Below are 15,199 nucleotides of genomic sequence, written 5' to 3'. Positions count from 1 at the left end.
GATGGAGACTCGCATGATCGCCAAGAAACCCATGATCGCGCTGCTGGCCCTGGCGGCCCTGGTGGCGACCGACGCCCGCGCGGCGGTGAGCGCCGACCAGGCCGCACAGCTCAAGAGCAGCCTGACGCCGCTGGGCGCCGAGAAGGCCGGCAATGCCGCCGGCAGCATCCCCGCCTGGAGCGGCGGCCTGACCCAGGCCCCGGCCGGCTACAAGGGCCCGGGCAGCCACCACGTCGACCCCTTCGCCGGCGACAAGCCGCAGTTCACCATCACCAAGGCCAACCTGGAGCAGTACAAGGCGAACCTGACCCCCGGCCAGATCGCCCTGTTCAACACCTACCCGGACAGCTTCCAGATGCCGGTCTACCCGACCCGCCGCAGCGGCGCGGCGCCGCAGTGGGTGTACGACAACACCTTCCGCAACGCCACCAGCGGCAAGCTGGTGGAAGGCGGCAACGGCTTCGCCGACGCCTACGGCGGCATTCCCTTCCCGATCCCGCAGAGCGGCCTGGAAGCGCTGTGGAACCACATCGCCCGCTACCGCGGCAGCTACATCGAACGGCGCTCGGCGCAGACCGGCGTGCAGCGCAACGGCGCCTACTCGCTGGTGACCAGCCAGGACGCCGCGCTGTTCCGCTTCTACGATCCGAAAGGCAGCTTCGAGCAGTTGGGCAACACCCTGTTCTACTACATGACCTTCACCACCGCCCCGGCGCGCCTGGCGGGCGAGGGCGCGCTGGTGCAGGAGACCCTCGACCAGGTCAAGGAACCGCGCCAGGCCTGGGGCTACAGCCCCGGCCAGCGCCGCGTGCGGCGCGCCCCGACGCTGGCCTACGACACCCCGATCGAGGACTCCGACGGCCTGCGCACCGCCGACGACACCGACATGTATAACGGCGCCCCGGACCGCTACAACTGGACCCTGGTGGGCAAGAAGGAAATCTACATCCCCTATAACAACTACCGGGTCACCAGCCCCGAGGTGAAGTACAAGGACCTGCTCACCCCCGGCCACATCAACCCGAAATACACCCGCTACGAGCTGCACCGGGTGTGGGTGGTGGAAGGCAAGCTCAAGCCCGGCGCGCGGCACATCTACAGCAAGCGCACCCTGTACCTCGACGAAGACAGCTGGGGCGCGGCGGTGGTCGACCAGTACGACGGCCGCGGCGAGCTGTGGCGGGTGTCGATGGCCTACCTGAAGAACTTCTACGAACAGCCCATGGTCTGGACCGCGCTGGACACCTTCCACGACCTGCAGTCGCGGCGCTACAGCGTGCAGTGGCTGGACAACGAGGAGCCGGGCACCGCCGACTTCAGCAAGCCCGCGCCGGACGTGGCGGAGTTCAGCCCGGCGGCGCTGCGGAGGAAAGCTTCGCGCTAGGGCGTGCTTTTTTGGAGCGAGCTTGCTCGCGAATGGAGTTTCCCGGAGGCTGCTGTGCTTTGGGTTGACTCCGCCCCCTCTCCCTAACCCTCGGCTGCGCGCCCCGCCCTGAAGGGAGAGGGGACCGTTCGGTGCGGTCGGATGTTTCGGCGTTAGCCAGCTTGTACCGAGTGCCCGGCTAACACCAAATCCTTTCTCGGCACGGACAAGCCCCCTCTCCCTTCAGGGAGAGGGTTGGGGAGAGGGTGCTCTCGCATCGCACAGAAGCCCCAGACAAACGTAGGGCGAATAACCGTTCGCGGTTATCCGCCGCCTGACCGTGGCCCCACAACGCTCCGACCCCAACCACGAAGCCAGCCACGAGATAGCTGTAACGGCGTACAACCGCGAACGGTTGTACGCCCTACGACTCCCACCCCCCACCCAACGCCTTGTACAGCAGCGCCAGGTTCACCCCCACCGCCTCGCTACTGCGCACCTGGCGCTCCTCGCTGGCCAGCAACTCGCGCTGCGCACTCAGCACATTGAGGAAATCCACCGCCCCCGCCTTGTACTGCTCGCGGGCATTGGCCAAGGCCGTGCGGCCGTGCTCCACCGCTTCATCCAGGGCCGCCAGCTCGCGCTGGTCGGCGGCGTAGTCGTTCAGCGCGTCGTCCACTTCGCGCCAGGCATTGAGCACGGTGTGCCGGTAGGCGATGGCCGCTTCCTTCTGCTGTGCCTCGCGCAGGGCCAGGGTGCCTTTCAGCCGGCCGCCTTCGAAGATCGGCAGGTGCAGGCTGGGGCCGATGCCGAAGGTGCGGCTGTTCCAGTCACCGAAGTTGGCCAGTTGCAGGGCCTGGAAACCGAAGTCGCCGTTGAGGCTGATGCGCGGGTAGAAGTCCGCCTGGGCCACGCCGATGCTGGCGGTGGCCGCATGCAGCACGGCCTCGGCCTGGCGGATGTCCGGGCGGCGCCGGGCCAGTTCCGCCGGCAGGCCCACCGGCACCGCCTGGGGCACGCGCGGGATGGGCGCGGCCTGGGCCAGTTCGGCGGTCAGCGCGCCGGGTTGTTCGCCGAGGAGGAAGGCCAGGGCGTTGAGCAGGCGCGCCTGGCGTTTCTGGCTGCCGGGCAGCTGCGACTCGATCACCGCCACCTGGGCCTTGGCTTCGGCCACGTCAAGCTCGGTGGCCACGCCCTCGGCGCGGCGCAGCTGGGTCAGCTGCAGGCTGTGCCGGGCGATGTCCAGATTGCCGCGCAGGATCGCCTCGCGGCCTTGCTCGCCACGCAGTTGCACATAGTCGCGGGCGCTTTCGGCCAGCACTGCCACCAGCACGTCATGGCGGCTCGCCTCGCTGGCTTGCACCTGCGCATCGGCGGCCTCCAGTTCGCGGCGCACGCGGCCCCACAGGTCCAGCTCCCAGCTCAGGGTGAAGCCGGCGTCGAGCTGGTTGAAGTTGTGCCGGCCAGCCTCGCCGGACGGGTCGGACAGCCCCACCTCGCTGTTGCGCTGGCGCGCATAGCCGGCGCTGCCGTCCACCTGCGGCACGGCGTCGGCGCCCAGCGCCTGGCGGATCGCCCGGCTCTGTTCCAGGCGCGCGGCGGCGGCCTGCAGGTCGAGGTTGCCGGCGGCCACGCGGGCCTGCAGGCGGTCCAGTTGCGGGTCGTTGAACAGCTTCCACCACTGGCTTTCCACGGCGCCGCCGGCGGGGCGACTGGCGACGTCGTCGCCCTTGGCGCTCCAGGCGGCCGGCGCCCGGGCGTCGGGTTGGCGGAAGTCCGGGCCGACGCTGCAGGCGCCCAGGGCCAGGTAGGCGAGCAGGAGCGGGGCGTGCTTCATTGCGCGGCCACCTGTTCGCCGCCAGCGGAGGCGGTGTCGATGCTGGCCACCACCGACATGCCCACGCGCAGGCGGGCCAGCAGCGCCTGGTTCGGCTCCAGGACGATCTTCACCGGGATGCGCTGCACCACCTTGGTGAAGTTGCCGGTGGCGTTGTCCGGGGCGATGGGCGCGAAGCTCAGGCCGGTGGCCGGGGCGATGCTGTCGACGTGGCCGCGCAGCACCTGGCCGGGGAAGGTGTCCACGCGCACTTCGACCGCCTGGCCGGGATGCACCTCGGTGAGCTGGGTTTCCTGGAAGTTGCCGACCACGTAGGCCTGCTGCAGCGGCACCACTGCGAGCAGCGGGCTGCCCGGGGTGACGTAAGCGCCGACGCGCACGCCGCGGCGGCCGACCATGCCGTCGAAGGGCGCGCGGATCTCGCAGTAGGACAGGTTCAGCTGCGCCTGTTGCAACTGCGCCTCGTCGCGCTGCACCGCGCTCTGCGCCTCGGCCTGCTGGGCCTGCAGCACGTCCAGCTGCTTGCGCGCGGCCAGGTTAGCGGCGCGCGCCTTGTCCAGCGCGGCCTGGGCGTTGTCCAGCCGCGAGCGCGCCTGCTGGGCGTTCTGCAGGGTGCCGGCGCCCTGGCTGGCGAGGTGCTGGTAGCGCTGCAGTTCCTGCTGGGCGAAGCGCTGGGTGGCCTGGTCGGCCGCGACCTGGGCGGCGCTCTGGGCGATCACCGCCTGCTGGCGCTCCAGGTCGGCGCCGACGTGGCGCAGGCGCGCCCGCGCCGAGAGCAGGTCGGCTTCGGCGGCCGCCAGCGCGGCCTGGTAGTCGCGTGGATCGATGCGCGCCAGCACCTGGCCGGCCTTCACCGACTGGTTGTCTTCCACCAGTACGCTGTCGACGATGCCGGCGACCTTGGGCGCCACCAGAGTGAAGTCGGCGCGCACGTAGGCGTCGTCGGTGCTCTGTTCGCGCTCCGGGCCGAGCAGGCGCAGCAGCAGCCAGGCCAGGGCGGTGAGCAGCAGCAGCGTGGCCATTGTCAGGCTCGCGCGGCGGGAAGTGAGGAATGTCTTGGACATGATGGCTTTCCGGATTTCAGTGAGCGGGGGCGACCGGGCGCGGCGGGTAGACCCGCAGCGGCATGACGGCGATCAGCGGGAGCAGGGCGGCGGCCAGCCAGGCCATGCACCACAGGGTGTCGGCGGCGGCCAGCACCGAGGCCTGGCCGTGGACCTGCCCGGCCAGGCGCGGCAGGCTGCCGTCGAGCTGGTCCAGGCGTAGCGCCAGGGCCTGGGGCGCGGCGCCCAGGTGGTCGACCAGGCGGTTGGAGTGGTAGTGCTCGCGGGCGGTCATGAGGATGCCCACCACGGCGCTGCCGACCACCGAGGCGAAGGCCCGCACGCTGTTGAACCAGGCCGAGGCGAAGGGCCCTTCGACGGGCGCCACCACGCTGGTGGAGGACATCAGCAGCGGCACTACCGCCATCGGCTGGCCGATGATCTGCAGGCTGAGCAGCAGGTAGAAGTTGTCCCGCGTCCAGTCGCCGGTCAGTTGGCTCATGCCGTAGGCGGAGAGGCCGCACAGGGCGATGCCGATGGCCAGCACCCAGCGGCAGTCGACACGCGGAATGTTGCACAGGGCGGCCACCAGCGGCAGCGTCAGCAGCTGCGGCAGGGCCACCAGCAGGGCCATGGGCGCGCTCTGCAGCGGGCGGTAGCCGTGGGCGGCGGCCAGGTACGAGGCCGGCACGCCGGCGCAGGCGCCGAGCACCACCAGGATACCGGCCAGGGTCAGCAGCGAGTGGCTGAGGTTGCGCCGCTTGAGGATGTCCAGGCGGAAGAACGGCAGCGGGTGCGTCCATTCGTTGAGGAAGAAGGCCGCCAGCAGCGCCGCGCCGCCTACTACCAGGAGGGCGACCAGGTCGGACTCGAACCAGTCCAGGCGCTCGCCCAGCAGCAGGCCCAGCACCAGCATGAGGATGCCCGGCAGCCCGAGGGCCACGCCAAGCCAGTCGAACTGGCGGAAACGCTCCAGGCGCAGCGGGTCCTGGGGAATGCCCCAGGCCACTGCGGCCATGGCCAGCGCGCACAAGGGAATGACCTGCCAGAACACCCACTGCCAGCCGACGTACTCGGTCCACAGCGCCGCCAGGGGCATGCCCAGGTTCGGCGCGAAGGTGGCGGTCAGGGCATAGGCGCCCAGGCCGTAGAGCTTGATGCCCGGCGGCAGGAAGCGCAGCGCCACGGTCATCAGCATCGGCGGCATGCAGCCGCCGGCCAGGCCCTGCAGGGCGCGCAGCAGGTACAGCGTGTGCACGTTGGGGGCGAAGGGGCAGAGCAGCGCCAGCAGGGCGAAGGCGGCGATGGCGCCGAGGGTGAAGCGGCGCAGCGAGAAGGTCACCGAGAACCAGGGCGCGAAGGCCATGCCGGCGACCTGGAAGGCGGCGTACAGGGCCAGCAGCCAGGTGCCTTCGTCGTGGCCGATGGCCAGCGCGCCGCGCACGTCGTTCATCGCAAGGTCGGTGACCTTGTCGTTGAGCCCGGCGCTGAGCGAGGCGAGCAGCACGCCGAGCATGCCCACCAGGATGCGCGGGCCGAAGGGCTGGGCGGCGGGCCTGGCCGGCTGCGCGGCGGCCGGGGTGGCGAGCGGGGTGAGCGCGGCGGTCATGGCCGGGCCTCGCGGGGGAGGCCAGGCGCCGCGCAGAGGGGAGTGCAAGGCATGGCGTCACTGGATTCTGGGTTTTGCCCAGTCTAGGGAGCGCCGATCAGTGTGAAAATTGAAATGACTAAAACAAATTAGTGCGTTTAGTGCACTTATTGGCCCTCAAGGCAGCAGGCCCGCGCTTTCCCGCAGCTCGGTGCACACCCGCTTCACCGTCTGCCGCAGCCAGCGGTGCGCCGGGTCGTTGTCGAAGCGCGGGTGCCAGGCCTGGATCACCACCACCGTCTTCAGCGGCAGCGGGATGTCGAACTTGCGCAGCGCCAGGCCCAGGCGGTCCAGGCGCCACAGCGAGTGCTCGGCGATGGGCAGCACCAGGTCGGATTCCAGCAGGGCGAAGATCGAGGAATGGAAGGTCGGGGTGATCAGGCGGATGTCGCGGCGCAGGCCGAGGTCGGCCAGGGCGTCGTCCAGCGGCCCGGTGGCGCGGCCGCGGCGCGACACGCTGATCTGCGGGTAGGCGACGAAGCGCTCGGGGGTGATCTCGGCGTCGAAGATCGGATGGTCGCGCCGCGCCAGGCCGACGAAGCTGGTGGTGAACAGCGGCTGGGTGCGGATTTCCGGTTCCAGGGTGGAGGTGGCGCCGAGGTAGAGGTCGATGCGGTTCTGCCGCAGGGCCTCGTCGTCGATCTCCGCTTCAGGGACCAGGCGCAGGGTGCAGCGCGGCGCCTCCTCGCGCATCACCGCCAGCATGCGCGCGGCGAAGCCGCCCACCAGCACGTTGTTCGAGCGCAGCACGAAGCAGCGCTCCAGTTGGTCCATGCGCAGGTTCTCGCGGGCGTTGAACAGGCAGGTGGCCTGCTCCACCAGTTGCGCCACTTCCTCGCGCAACTGCAGCGCCCGCGGCGTGGGCACCAGGTTGCGCCCGGCGCGGACCATGATGGGGTCGCCCACCGCCTCGCGGATGCGCCCCAGGGTGCGGCTCATGGCCGGCGGGCTCAGGTGCAGGCGGCGCGCGGCGCCGACCACGCTGCCTTCTTCGAGCAGCACGTTGAGGGCGACCAGCAGGTTGAGGTCGGGCAGGGCCATGGTGCCTCCGGGAGCATTGGTTCCCAGGGATGCTCGGCGATACGTGCGTGTGGTGCAACTCTGGCGTGCGGCCAGGATGCCTTTACGCACTCCGCGGGAGCCCGAAGAATGATCGGCGTGCACCGTTTCATTAAGGAAACCCCATGTTCGAACGCATCCTGGTCGCCATCGACGGCACCCCGCAGGCCCAGCGCCTCATCGCCACCGCCGCGCAACTGGCCGGGGCCGGTACGCCGCGCCTGGAGGTGGTCTGCGTGGTCGACCGCGCCTTCGCCCTGCCGCAGCCGGACGTGCTCGATTACCCACCGGCCGAGCACGAGCAGCACGAGGCCCAGGCCCTGCTGGACGCCGCGCTGGCGCAACTGCCGGCGGGCCGCGCCACGGGGCGGATACTGGCCGGCGACCCGGCGCGGGCGATCCTGCGCGAGGCCGAGCGCCTGGGCTGCGACCTGATCGTCATCGGCCACCGCCACCTGGGGCGCATCGAGCGGCTGCTGGATCCGTCGGTGGGGCAGCGGGTGATCGAGCGGGCGCCTTGCCCGGTGTTGGTGGAGGTGCGGGGGTAGTTGGGAGATGTTTTTCGTAGGAGCGAGCTTGCTCGCGAATGGAGTTTCCCTGGGGATTTGGTGTGCAGGGTTGACTCCGCTCCCTCTCCCTAACCCTCTCCCTGAAGGGAGAGGGGACCGTTGGGCAGATGCTGATATTTCGGCATTAGCCGGCTAGCACAGAGATTACCGGCTGAAACCATTCCTCCTCTCGGCACGGACAAGCCTCCTCTCCCTTCAGGGCGGGGCGCGCAGCCGAGGGCTGGGGAGAGGGTGCTCTCGCATCGCACAGAAGCCCCCGACAAGCGTAGGGCGAATAACCGTTCGCGGTTATCCGCCGCCTGGCCTTTCTCATCGCTGAATGCGTGGCTGGGCCGAGGGCTTCGTGCTCGACTGGGACCAAGGCCAAACGGCGGATAACGCCGTAGGCGTTATGCGCCCTACGGTTCGACCCCATCCCCCGGGAAATGAAAAGCGGCCACACCGGCCGGCGGTCCTGAGCGAGGGCCCGGCCGGGGTGACCGTAAGCGTCAGCCGCGCTGGTGCACCGAGCGGCCGTGGGCGAAGGTTTCGCGTACCGTGCGGTCGTCGCCGAGGATGATCAGGGCGAAGAGTCTTTCCTCCAGGCTCTTCGCCTGCCGCAGGCGGTAGTCCAGCAGCGGGGTGGCCTTGTAGTCCAGCACCACGAAGTCCGCCTCGTTGCCCTGGGCGAAGCTGCCCACCTTGTCCTGCAGCTCCAGCGCGCGGGCGCCGCCGAGGGTGGCCAGGTACAGCGACTTGAACGGGTCGAGCTTGATGCCCTGCAGCTGCATCACCTTGTAGGCCTCGTTCAGCGACTGCAGCTGGGAGAAGCTGGTGCCGGCGCCGACGTCGGTGCCCAGGCCGACCTTGACCTTGTGCTTCTCCAGCTTCGCCAGGTCGAACAGGCCGCTGCCGAGGAACAGGTTCGAGGTGGGGCAGAAGGCCACCGCCGAGCCGGTCTCGGCCAGGCGCTGGCATTCGCCGTCGCACAGGTGCACGCCGTGGGCGAACACCGAGCGCGCGCCGAGCAGGCCGTGGTGGTCGTAGACGTCCAGGTAGCCGCTGCGCTCGGGGAACAGTTCCTTCACCCACTCGATTTCCTTGCGGTTCTCCGACAGGTGGGTGTGCAGGTACACGCCTGGGTGCTCCTTGAGCAGGCGGCCGGCGGCGTCCAGCTGTTCCGGGGTGCTTGTGGGCGCGAAGCGCGGGGTCACCGCGTAGAGCAGGCGGCCCTTGCCGTGCCAGCGCTCGATCAGCGCCTTGCTGTCGCGGTAGCTGCTTTCGGCAGTGTCGGTCAGGTAGTCCGGGGCGTTGCGGTCCATCATCACCTTGCCGGCGATCAGGCGCAGGTCGAGCTTCTCGGCCGCACCGAACAGCGCGTCCACCGACTGCGGGTGCACGCTGCCGAACACCAGGGCGGTGGTGGTGCCGTTGCGCAGCAGCTCCTTGAGGAAGATGCCGGCGACGTCGGCGGCGTGGGCCGGGTCGGCGAACTGCTTCTCGGTGGGGAAGGTGTAGGTGTTCAGCCAGTCCAGCAACTGTTCGCCGTAGGAGGCGATCATGCCGGTCTGCGGGTAGTGGATGTGGGTGTCGATGAAGCCGGGGGTGATCAGCGCGTCGCGGTATTCCTCCACTTCCACGCCGCCCAGTTGCGGCAGCAGCTCGGCGGCGTGGCCGAGGCGGGCGACCTTGCCGTCTTCCACCAGCAGGATGCCGTCTTCGAAGTACTGGTAGGACTTGTCGACGCCCACTTCGGCGGGGTCGGCGACGCTGTGCAGGATGCTGGCGCGGTAGGCTTTGCTGGTCATGTCGTTCTCTCGATCCTGGGAACGATGGGTATCGCTTCGCTCAACCCATCCTACGAATGTCGGTTACCTGCCGTTTTCGGCGGTACGGGCGCGGCGGCTGCTGGGCAGGAGTTTGGCCACCGAGTGTTCGCCGCTGGCCTTTTCCTGGCCGAAGGCGGCGTTGTAGGTGGCGATCACTTCGCCGGCGATGGACACGGCGATCTCCACCGGCAGCTTGCCCTTCACCTCGGCGATGCCCATGGGGCAGCGCATGCGTTGCACGCTCTCGCTGGCGAAGCCGCGGTCGCGCAGGCGGTGTTCGAACTTGGCGCGCTTGGTGTCCGAGCCGATCAGGCCGAAGTAGCCGAAGTCGTCGCGTTTGAGTATCGCCGCGGTCAGCTCCAGGTCCAGGGCGTGGTTGTGGGTCATGACGATGTAGTAGCCGCCCGCCGGAATATTCTCGACCTCATCGAGCACTTCGTCATTCAGCACTTTCTCGACGCCGGCCGGGATGCTTTCCGGAAACTCGGCTTCCCGCGAGTCGATCCAGCGCACCTTGCACGGCAGGCTGGCCAGCAGCGGCACCAGCGCGCGGCCGACGTGGCCGGCGCCGAACACCGCGATGTGCGCCTGGGGCTGGCCCATCGGCTCGAACAGCAGCACGGTGGCGCCGCCGCAGCACTGGCCGAGGCTGGCGCCCAGGCTGAAGCGCTCCAGGCGTGGCTGCCGGGTGCGCTGCCGGAGCATTTCGCAGGCGATCTGCAGGGCCTTGAACTCCAGGTGGCCGCCGCCGATGGTGTCGTACAGCCTGTCGGCGCTGACCACCATCTTCGAGCCGGCGTTGCGCGGCGTGGAGCCAAGCTCCTCGATGATGGTCACCAGCACGGCGGCTTCTCCGCGTTGCTGCAGGTCGGCGAGGGCGCTGATCCAGTTCATGACGTCTACCTCGGTAGATGGCTTTTCGTAGGAGCGAGCTTGCTCGCGAAGGGTGGTTGGGTTGTTCGCGAGCAAGCTCGCTCCTACAGAGTTACGCTGGTTCGGCTTGGGTTTGGGTGGTCTCGGCCTGCGCAGCTTTCAGCCTGCGCATCTGCTCCACCCCCCATAGCACCCGCTCCGGCGTCGCCGGCGCGTCGATCTGCGGCTGCACGCGGTAGTCGGCCAGGCTCGCCACCGCGTCCTTGATCGCGCAGAACACCGAGATGCCGAGCATGAACGGCGGCTCGCCCACGGCCTTGGAGTGGAACACCGTCTGCTCGGGGTTCTTGCGGTTCTCCACCAGCTTCACCCGCAAGTCCAGCGGCATGTCGGCGATGGCCGGGATCTTGTAGCTGGCCGGGCCGCAGGTCACGAGCTTGCCCTTGGCGTTCCACACCAGCTCTTCCATGGTCAGCCAGCCCATGCCCTGGACGAAGCCGCCCTCCACCTGGCCGATGTCGATGGCCGGGTTCAGCGAGTCGCCGACGTCATGGAGGATGTCGGTGCGCAGCATGCGGTACTCGCCGGTGAGGGTGTCCACCAGCACTTCCGAGCAGGACACGCCGAAGGCGTAGTAGTAGAACGGCCGGCCGGCGGCCTTGTCGCGGTCGTAGTAGATCTTCGGCGTGCGGTAGAAGCCGGTGGAGGACAGCGACACCTGGCCGAAGTAGGCCTGCTGGATCAGCTCCTCGAAGGGCACGATCAGGTCGCGGATGCGCACCTGGTTGTTGCGGAACTCGATGTCTTCCTCGGTGACCTTCCAGTGCCGCGCGGCGAACTCTACCAGGCGCTGCTTGATGGTCTCGGCGGCGTTCTGCGCGGCCTTGCCGTTGAGGTCGGCGCCGCTGGAGGCGGCGGTGGGCGAGGTGTTCGGCACCTTGTCGGTGTTGGTCGCGGTGATCTGCACGCGGTCGATGTCGACCTGGAAGACTTCCGCCACCACCTGCGCCACCTTGGTGTTCAGGCCCTGGCCCATCTCGGTGCCGCCGTGGTTCAGGTGGATGCTGCCGTCGGTGTAGATGTGGATCAGCGCGCCGGCCTGGTTGAGGAAGGTGGCGGTGAAGCTGATGCCGAACTTAACCGGGGTCAGCGCCAGGCCCTTCTTGAGGATCGGGCTGGCGGCGTTGAACGCGCGGATTTCGGCGCGGCGCTTGGCGTACTCGGCGCTGGCCTCCAGCTCGGCGGTCATCTCCGCGATGAGGTTGTGCTCGACCTGCTGGTGGTAATGGGTGACGTTGCGCTCGTCCTTGCCATAGTAGTTGCGCTTGCGCACTTCCAGCGGGTCCTTGCCCAGGTGGCGCGCCACCGCGTCCATCACTTCCTCGATGGCGACCATCCCCTGCGGGCCGCCGAAGCCGCGGTAGGCGGTGTTCGACGCGGTGTTGGTCTTGCAGCGGTGGCCGTTGATGGTGGCGTTGCCGAGGAAGTAGGCGTTGTCGGAGTGGAACATGGCGCGGTCGACGATGGAGCCGGAGAGGTCCGGCGAGTAGCCGCAGTTGCCGGCCAGGTCCATGTGGATGCCGCGCAGCAGGCCGTCGTCGTCGAAGCCCACGTCGTATTCGACGTAGAAGGGGTGGCGCTTGCCGGTCATCTGCATGTCTTCGACGCGCGGCAGGCGCATCTTCGCCGGGCGCCCGGTCAGGCGCGCGATCACCGCGCACAGGCAGGCGGGCGCGGCGGCCTGGGTTTCCTTGCCGCCGAAGCCGCCGCCCATGCGGCGCATGTCGATCACCACCTTGTTGAAGGAGATGCCCAGCACCTCGGCCACCAGCTTCTGCACCTCGGTGGGGTTCTGCGTGGAGGTGTAGACGATGACGCCGCCGTCCTCGCTGGGCATCACCGAGGAAATCTGCGTCTCCAGGTAGAAGTGCTCCTGGCCGCCGATGTGCAGGGTGCCCTGGATGCGGTGCGGCGCGCTGGCCAGCTGGGTGGCGGAATCGCCGATCCTGTGGGTGTGGCTGTCCAGCACGAAGTGCTTCTTGCGCAGCGCCTCGACCACGTCGAGCACCGGCTCCAGGTCCTCGTACTCGATGATTGCCGCCATGGCCGCCTTGCGCGCGGTTTCCAGGCTGTCGGCTGCCACCGCGATGACCATCTGGCCGACGTACTCGACCTTGCCGTCGGCCAGCAGCGGGTCGCCGGCCACCACAGGGCCGATGTCCAACTGGCCGGGCACGTCGTCCTTGGTGATGGCGATGGCCACCCCGGGGAAGTCGTAGCAGGGGCTGACGTCCAGCCTGGTGATGCGCGCGTGGGCGCGGTCGCTCATGCGGGCGTAGACGTGCAGTTGGTTGGGGAATTCCAGGCGGTCGTCGATGTAGATCGCCTCGCCGCTGACGTGCTTGGGCGCGCTTTCGTGCTTGACGCTCTTGCCCACGCCGGTGGTCAGGTCGGCGCGGAACAGCGCCTGGAGTTCTTCCTGGGTCTTGTTGTGCTTATGCATATGCGGTCACCCGAGTCACGGCCTGGGGCGCTTCCAGTTCGAGGAAGCATTTGCGCAGCAGGTTCTGCGCGGTGAGCAGGCGGTATTCCTTGCTGGCGCGGAAGTCCGAGAGCGGGGTGAAGTCCTCGCCCAGGGCGATTGCCGCGCGTTCGAAGGTGGCGGCGTTGAACGGCTGGCCGAGCAGCGCCGCCTCGCAGGCGCGGGCGCGCTTGGGGATCGCCGCCATGCCGCCGAAGCCGCTGCGCACGGCGCTGATGCGGCAGTCCTCGACGCTGATGCTGAAAGCCGCGCAGACCGCCGAGATATCGTCGTCCAGGCGCTTGGACACCTTGTAGGCGCGGAACGCCTGGTTGGCCTGTGGGCGCGGGACTATGACCTTCTCGATGAACTCGCCTTCCTGGCGCGCGGTGACCTTGTAGTCGATGAAGTAGTCCTCGATGGGCAGTTCGCGGCTGCTCTCGCCCTTGCGCAGCACGATGCGCGCGCCCAGGGCGATCAGCAGCGGCGGCGAGTCGCCGATGGGCGAGGCGTTGCCGATGTTGCCGCCGAGGGTGCCCTGGTTGCGGATCTGCAGCGAGGCGAAGCGGTGCAGCAGCTCGCCGAAGTCCGGGTAGTCGTGGGCCAGGGCCGCATAGCAGTCGGTCAGCGGCGCGGCGGCGCCCAGCTCGATGCGGTCGGCGAGGACTTCGACGCGTTTCATCTCCTCGACGTGGCCGACGTAGATCATCACCGGCAGCTCGCGGTGGAACTGGGTGACTTCCAGGGCCAGGTCGGTGCCGCCGGCCAGCAGGCGCGCCTGCGGGTTGGCGCTGTAGAGGTCGGCCAGGTCGGCGATGGTCAGCGGCAGCAGGCAGCGCTTGTCGCCGCTGTTCAGCTCGGCGGTCTCGCGCGGGGCGATGGCCTTGAGCTGGGCGATGGTCTGCTGCTGGGCGGCGTCGAACTGGTCCGGGCGCTTCTGGCAGCAGGACTGCTCGGCGGCGTCGAGGATCGGCCGGTAGCCGGTGCAGCGGCAGAGGTTGCCGGCCAGCGCCTCGTAGGCCTCGGCCTTGCGTTCCTCTGCGGTTTCGCCGGCGCTGTTCTTCTGCAGGGCGAACAGCGACATGACGAAGCCGGGGGTGCAGAAGCCGCACTGCGAGCCGTGGCAGTCCACCATGGCCTGCTGCACGCCGTGCAGTTCGCCGCGGTGCTTGAGGTCGTCAACCACGATCAGTTGCTTGCCGTGCAGGGCGGAGACGAACGTCAGGCAGGAGTTGAGAGTGCGGTAGCGGATGCGCTCGACGCCCTCGGCGCCGACCAGCTCGCCCACCACCACGGTGCAGGCGCCGCAGTCACCGGAGGCGCAGCCCTCCTTGGTGCCGGTCTTGCCGAGGTGCTGGCGCAGGTAGTTGAGCACGGTGAGATTCGGGTCGAGGCGGTCTTCGACACGCAGCTCGCGGTTGAGCAGGAACCTGATCAAGGCATGCCTCCAGGCTTTCTTGTTGTTGGGCGGGGCGCGATGGAGGTGAATCTAGGAAAAGCTGACTTTTAAGTCAACAAAAATTCTGATCTTTCGGTCAGCTATTTCCGGCAAGGCGCTTTTTCGTAGGAGCGGGGCGTTGTGTTTACCGGCAGGTGTAGCGGGCCCTGCCCGCGATTCGCGCGCAGGGCGCGCTCCTACATGGGTATGCCATGGCTGATGCAGCGCAGTAACGTAGGGCGAATAACCGTTCGCGGTTATCCGCCGATACACCGGGGCCAGAGCCAGCGCCCAGGTCAACCCCGGAGCCGCCGGGAACCAAGGCCAGGCGGCGGATAACGCCGTAGGCGTTATGCGCCCTACGCCAGGCCCGACCGGGACGTAGGGCGAATAACCGTTCGCGATTATCCGCCGATACACCGAGGCCAGAGCCAACGCCCAGGTCAGCCCCGGAGCCGCCGGGAACCAAGGCCAGGCGGCGGATAACGCCGTAGGCGTTATGCGCCCTACGCCAAACCATGACGTAGGGCGAATAACCGTTCGCGGTTATCCGCCGATACACCGGGGCCAGAGCCAACGCCCAGGTCAACCCCGGAGCCGCCGGGAACCAAGGCCAAACGGCGGATAACGCCGTAGGCGTTATGCGCCCTACGCCAAACCATGACGTAGGGCGAATAACCGTTCGCGGTTATCCGCCGATACACCGGGGCCAGAGCCAACGCCCAGGTCAGCCCCGGAGCCGCCGGGAACCAAGGCCAGGCGGCGGATAACGCCGTAGGCGTTATGCGCCCTACGCCAAACCATGACGTAGGGCGAATAACCGTTCGCGGTTATCCGCCGATACACCGAGGCCACAGCCAACGCCAAGGTCAGCCCCGGAGCCGCCGGGAGCCGAGGCCAAGCGGCGGATAACGCCGTAGGCGTTATGCGCCCTACGCCAGGCCCGACCTTGACGTAGGGCGAATAACCGTTCGCGGTTATCCGCCGATACACCGGGGCCACAGCCAACGCCCAGGTCAACCCCGGAGCCGCCGGGAGCC

At 68.6% G+C, this 15,199-nt stretch carries 10 protein-coding genes; 2 read left to right on the top strand and 8 right to left on the bottom strand.

Annotated elements, in window-relative coordinates; all coding sequences use genetic code 11:
- The first annotated feature begins 13 nt into the window (after positions 1 to 13).
- The gene (locus PM1_RS18550; RefSeq protein WP_009619400.1) at positions 14 to 1,384 is read left to right on the top strand and encodes a DUF1329 domain-containing protein; all 1,371 of its coding nucleotides are present in this window, start codon (positions 14 to 16) and stop codon (positions 1,382 to 1,384) included.
- A gap of 403 nt (positions 1,385 to 1,787) precedes the next feature.
- Here the strand turns inward: PM1_RS18550 and PM1_RS18545 are convergent, their stop codons facing one another.
- From PM1_RS18545 to PM1_RS18530, 4 genes are all read right to left on the bottom strand, one after another.
- The gene (locus PM1_RS18545; RefSeq protein ID WP_009619402.1) at positions 1,788 to 3,200 is read right to left on the bottom strand and encodes an efflux transporter outer membrane subunit; all 1,413 of its coding nucleotides are present in this window, start codon (positions 3,198 to 3,200) and stop codon (positions 1,788 to 1,790) included.
- Positions 3,197 to 4,264 carry an HlyD family secretion protein gene (locus PM1_RS18540; protein WP_009619403.1) on the bottom strand — a complete coding sequence of 356 codons (1,068 nt, stop codon included), beginning with the start codon at positions 4,262 to 4,264 and terminating at the stop codon, positions 3,197 to 3,199. Before PM1_RS18540 ends, PM1_RS18545 begins: the two co-directional genes overlap by 4 nt.
- Before the next feature lie 16 nt (positions 4,265 to 4,280).
- Positions 4,281 to 5,852, bottom strand: a complete 1,572-nt coding sequence (locus PM1_RS18535) for an MFS transporter (RefSeq protein ID WP_009619404.1) — start codon at positions 5,850 to 5,852, stop codon at positions 4,281 to 4,283.
- A gap of 156 nt (positions 5,853 to 6,008) precedes the next feature.
- Positions 6,009 to 6,932 carry a LysR family transcriptional regulator gene (locus tag PM1_RS18530; RefSeq protein ID WP_009619405.1) on the bottom strand — a complete coding sequence of 308 codons (924 nt, stop codon included), beginning with the start codon at positions 6,930 to 6,932 and terminating at the stop codon, positions 6,009 to 6,011.
- A gap of 143 nt (positions 6,933 to 7,075) precedes the next feature.
- On the opposite strand from PM1_RS18530, the gene PM1_RS18525 reads away from it, so the two are divergent.
- Positions 7,076 to 7,498 carry a universal stress protein gene (locus PM1_RS18525; protein WP_009619406.1) on the top strand — a complete coding sequence of 141 codons (423 nt, stop codon included), beginning with the start codon at positions 7,076 to 7,078 and terminating at the stop codon, positions 7,496 to 7,498.
- A gap of 509 nt (positions 7,499 to 8,007) precedes the next feature.
- Here PM1_RS18525 and guaD read toward each other — a convergent pair.
- The 4 genes from guaD to xdhA form a co-directional block, all read right to left on the bottom strand.
- On the bottom strand, positions 8,008 to 9,306 hold the full coding sequence (gene guaD, locus PM1_RS18520; RefSeq protein WP_009619407.1) for a guanine deaminase: 1,299 nt from the start codon (positions 9,304 to 9,306) through the stop codon (positions 8,008 to 8,010).
- Positions 9,307 to 9,369: 63 nt separating this feature from the next.
- Positions 9,370 to 10,221 carry a xanthine dehydrogenase accessory protein XdhC gene (gene xdhC, locus PM1_RS18515; RefSeq protein WP_009619408.1) on the bottom strand — a complete coding sequence of 284 codons (852 nt, stop codon included), beginning with the start codon at positions 10,219 to 10,221 and terminating at the stop codon, positions 9,370 to 9,372.
- A gap of 91 nt (positions 10,222 to 10,312) precedes the next feature.
- Positions 10,313 to 12,703 carry a xanthine dehydrogenase molybdopterin binding subunit gene (gene xdhB / locus PM1_RS18510; RefSeq protein WP_009619409.1) on the bottom strand — a complete coding sequence of 797 codons (2,391 nt, stop codon included), beginning with the start codon at positions 12,701 to 12,703 and terminating at the stop codon, positions 10,313 to 10,315.
- On the bottom strand, positions 12,696 to 14,159 hold the full coding sequence (gene xdhA, locus PM1_RS18505; protein ID WP_009619410.1) for a xanthine dehydrogenase small subunit: 1,464 nt from the start codon (positions 14,157 to 14,159) through the stop codon (positions 12,696 to 12,698). The genes xdhB and xdhA overlap by 8 nt, the downstream gene beginning before the upstream one ends.
- Positions 14,160 to 15,199 lie beyond the last annotated feature (1,040 nt).

It is taken from the genome of Pseudomonas sp. M1, from assembly GCF_022760135.1.
Lineage (GTDB): Bacteria > Pseudomonadota > Gammaproteobacteria > Pseudomonadales > Pseudomonadaceae > Pseudomonas > Pseudomonas citronellolis.
The sequence above is the reverse complement of the archived record's forward strand: the minus strand, read 5'-3'. Positions and strand labels throughout refer to the sequence as shown.

Coding starts and splice junctions, on each gene's coding strand:
- PM1_RS18550 (WP_009619400.1), top strand. CDS start 14: ATGATCGCCAAGAAACCCATGATCGCGCTGCTGGCCCTGGCGGCCCTG.
- PM1_RS18545 (WP_009619402.1), bottom strand. CDS start 3,200: ATGAAGCACGCCCCGCTCCTGCTCGCCTACCTGGCCCTGGGCGCCTGC.
- PM1_RS18540 (WP_009619403.1), bottom strand. CDS start 4,264: ATGTCCAAGACATTCCTCACTTCCCGCCGCGCGAGCCTGACAATGGCC.
- PM1_RS18535 (WP_009619404.1), bottom strand. CDS start 5,852: ATGACCGCCGCGCTCACCCCGCTCGCCACCCCGGCCGCCGCGCAGCCG.
- PM1_RS18530 (WP_009619405.1), bottom strand. CDS start 6,932: ATGGCCCTGCCCGACCTCAACCTGCTGGTCGCCCTCAACGTGCTGCTC.
- PM1_RS18525 (WP_009619406.1), top strand. CDS start 7,076: ATGTTCGAACGCATCCTGGTCGCCATCGACGGCACCCCGCAGGCCCAG.
- guaD (WP_009619407.1), bottom strand. CDS start 9,306: ATGACCAGCAAAGCCTACCGCGCCAGCATCCTGCACAGCGTCGCCGAC.
- xdhC (WP_009619408.1), bottom strand. CDS start 10,221: ATGAACTGGATCAGCGCCCTCGCCGACCTGCAGCAACGCGGAGAAGCC.
- xdhB (WP_009619409.1), bottom strand. CDS start 12,703: ATGCATAAGCACAACAAGACCCAGGAAGAACTCCAGGCGCTGTTCCGC.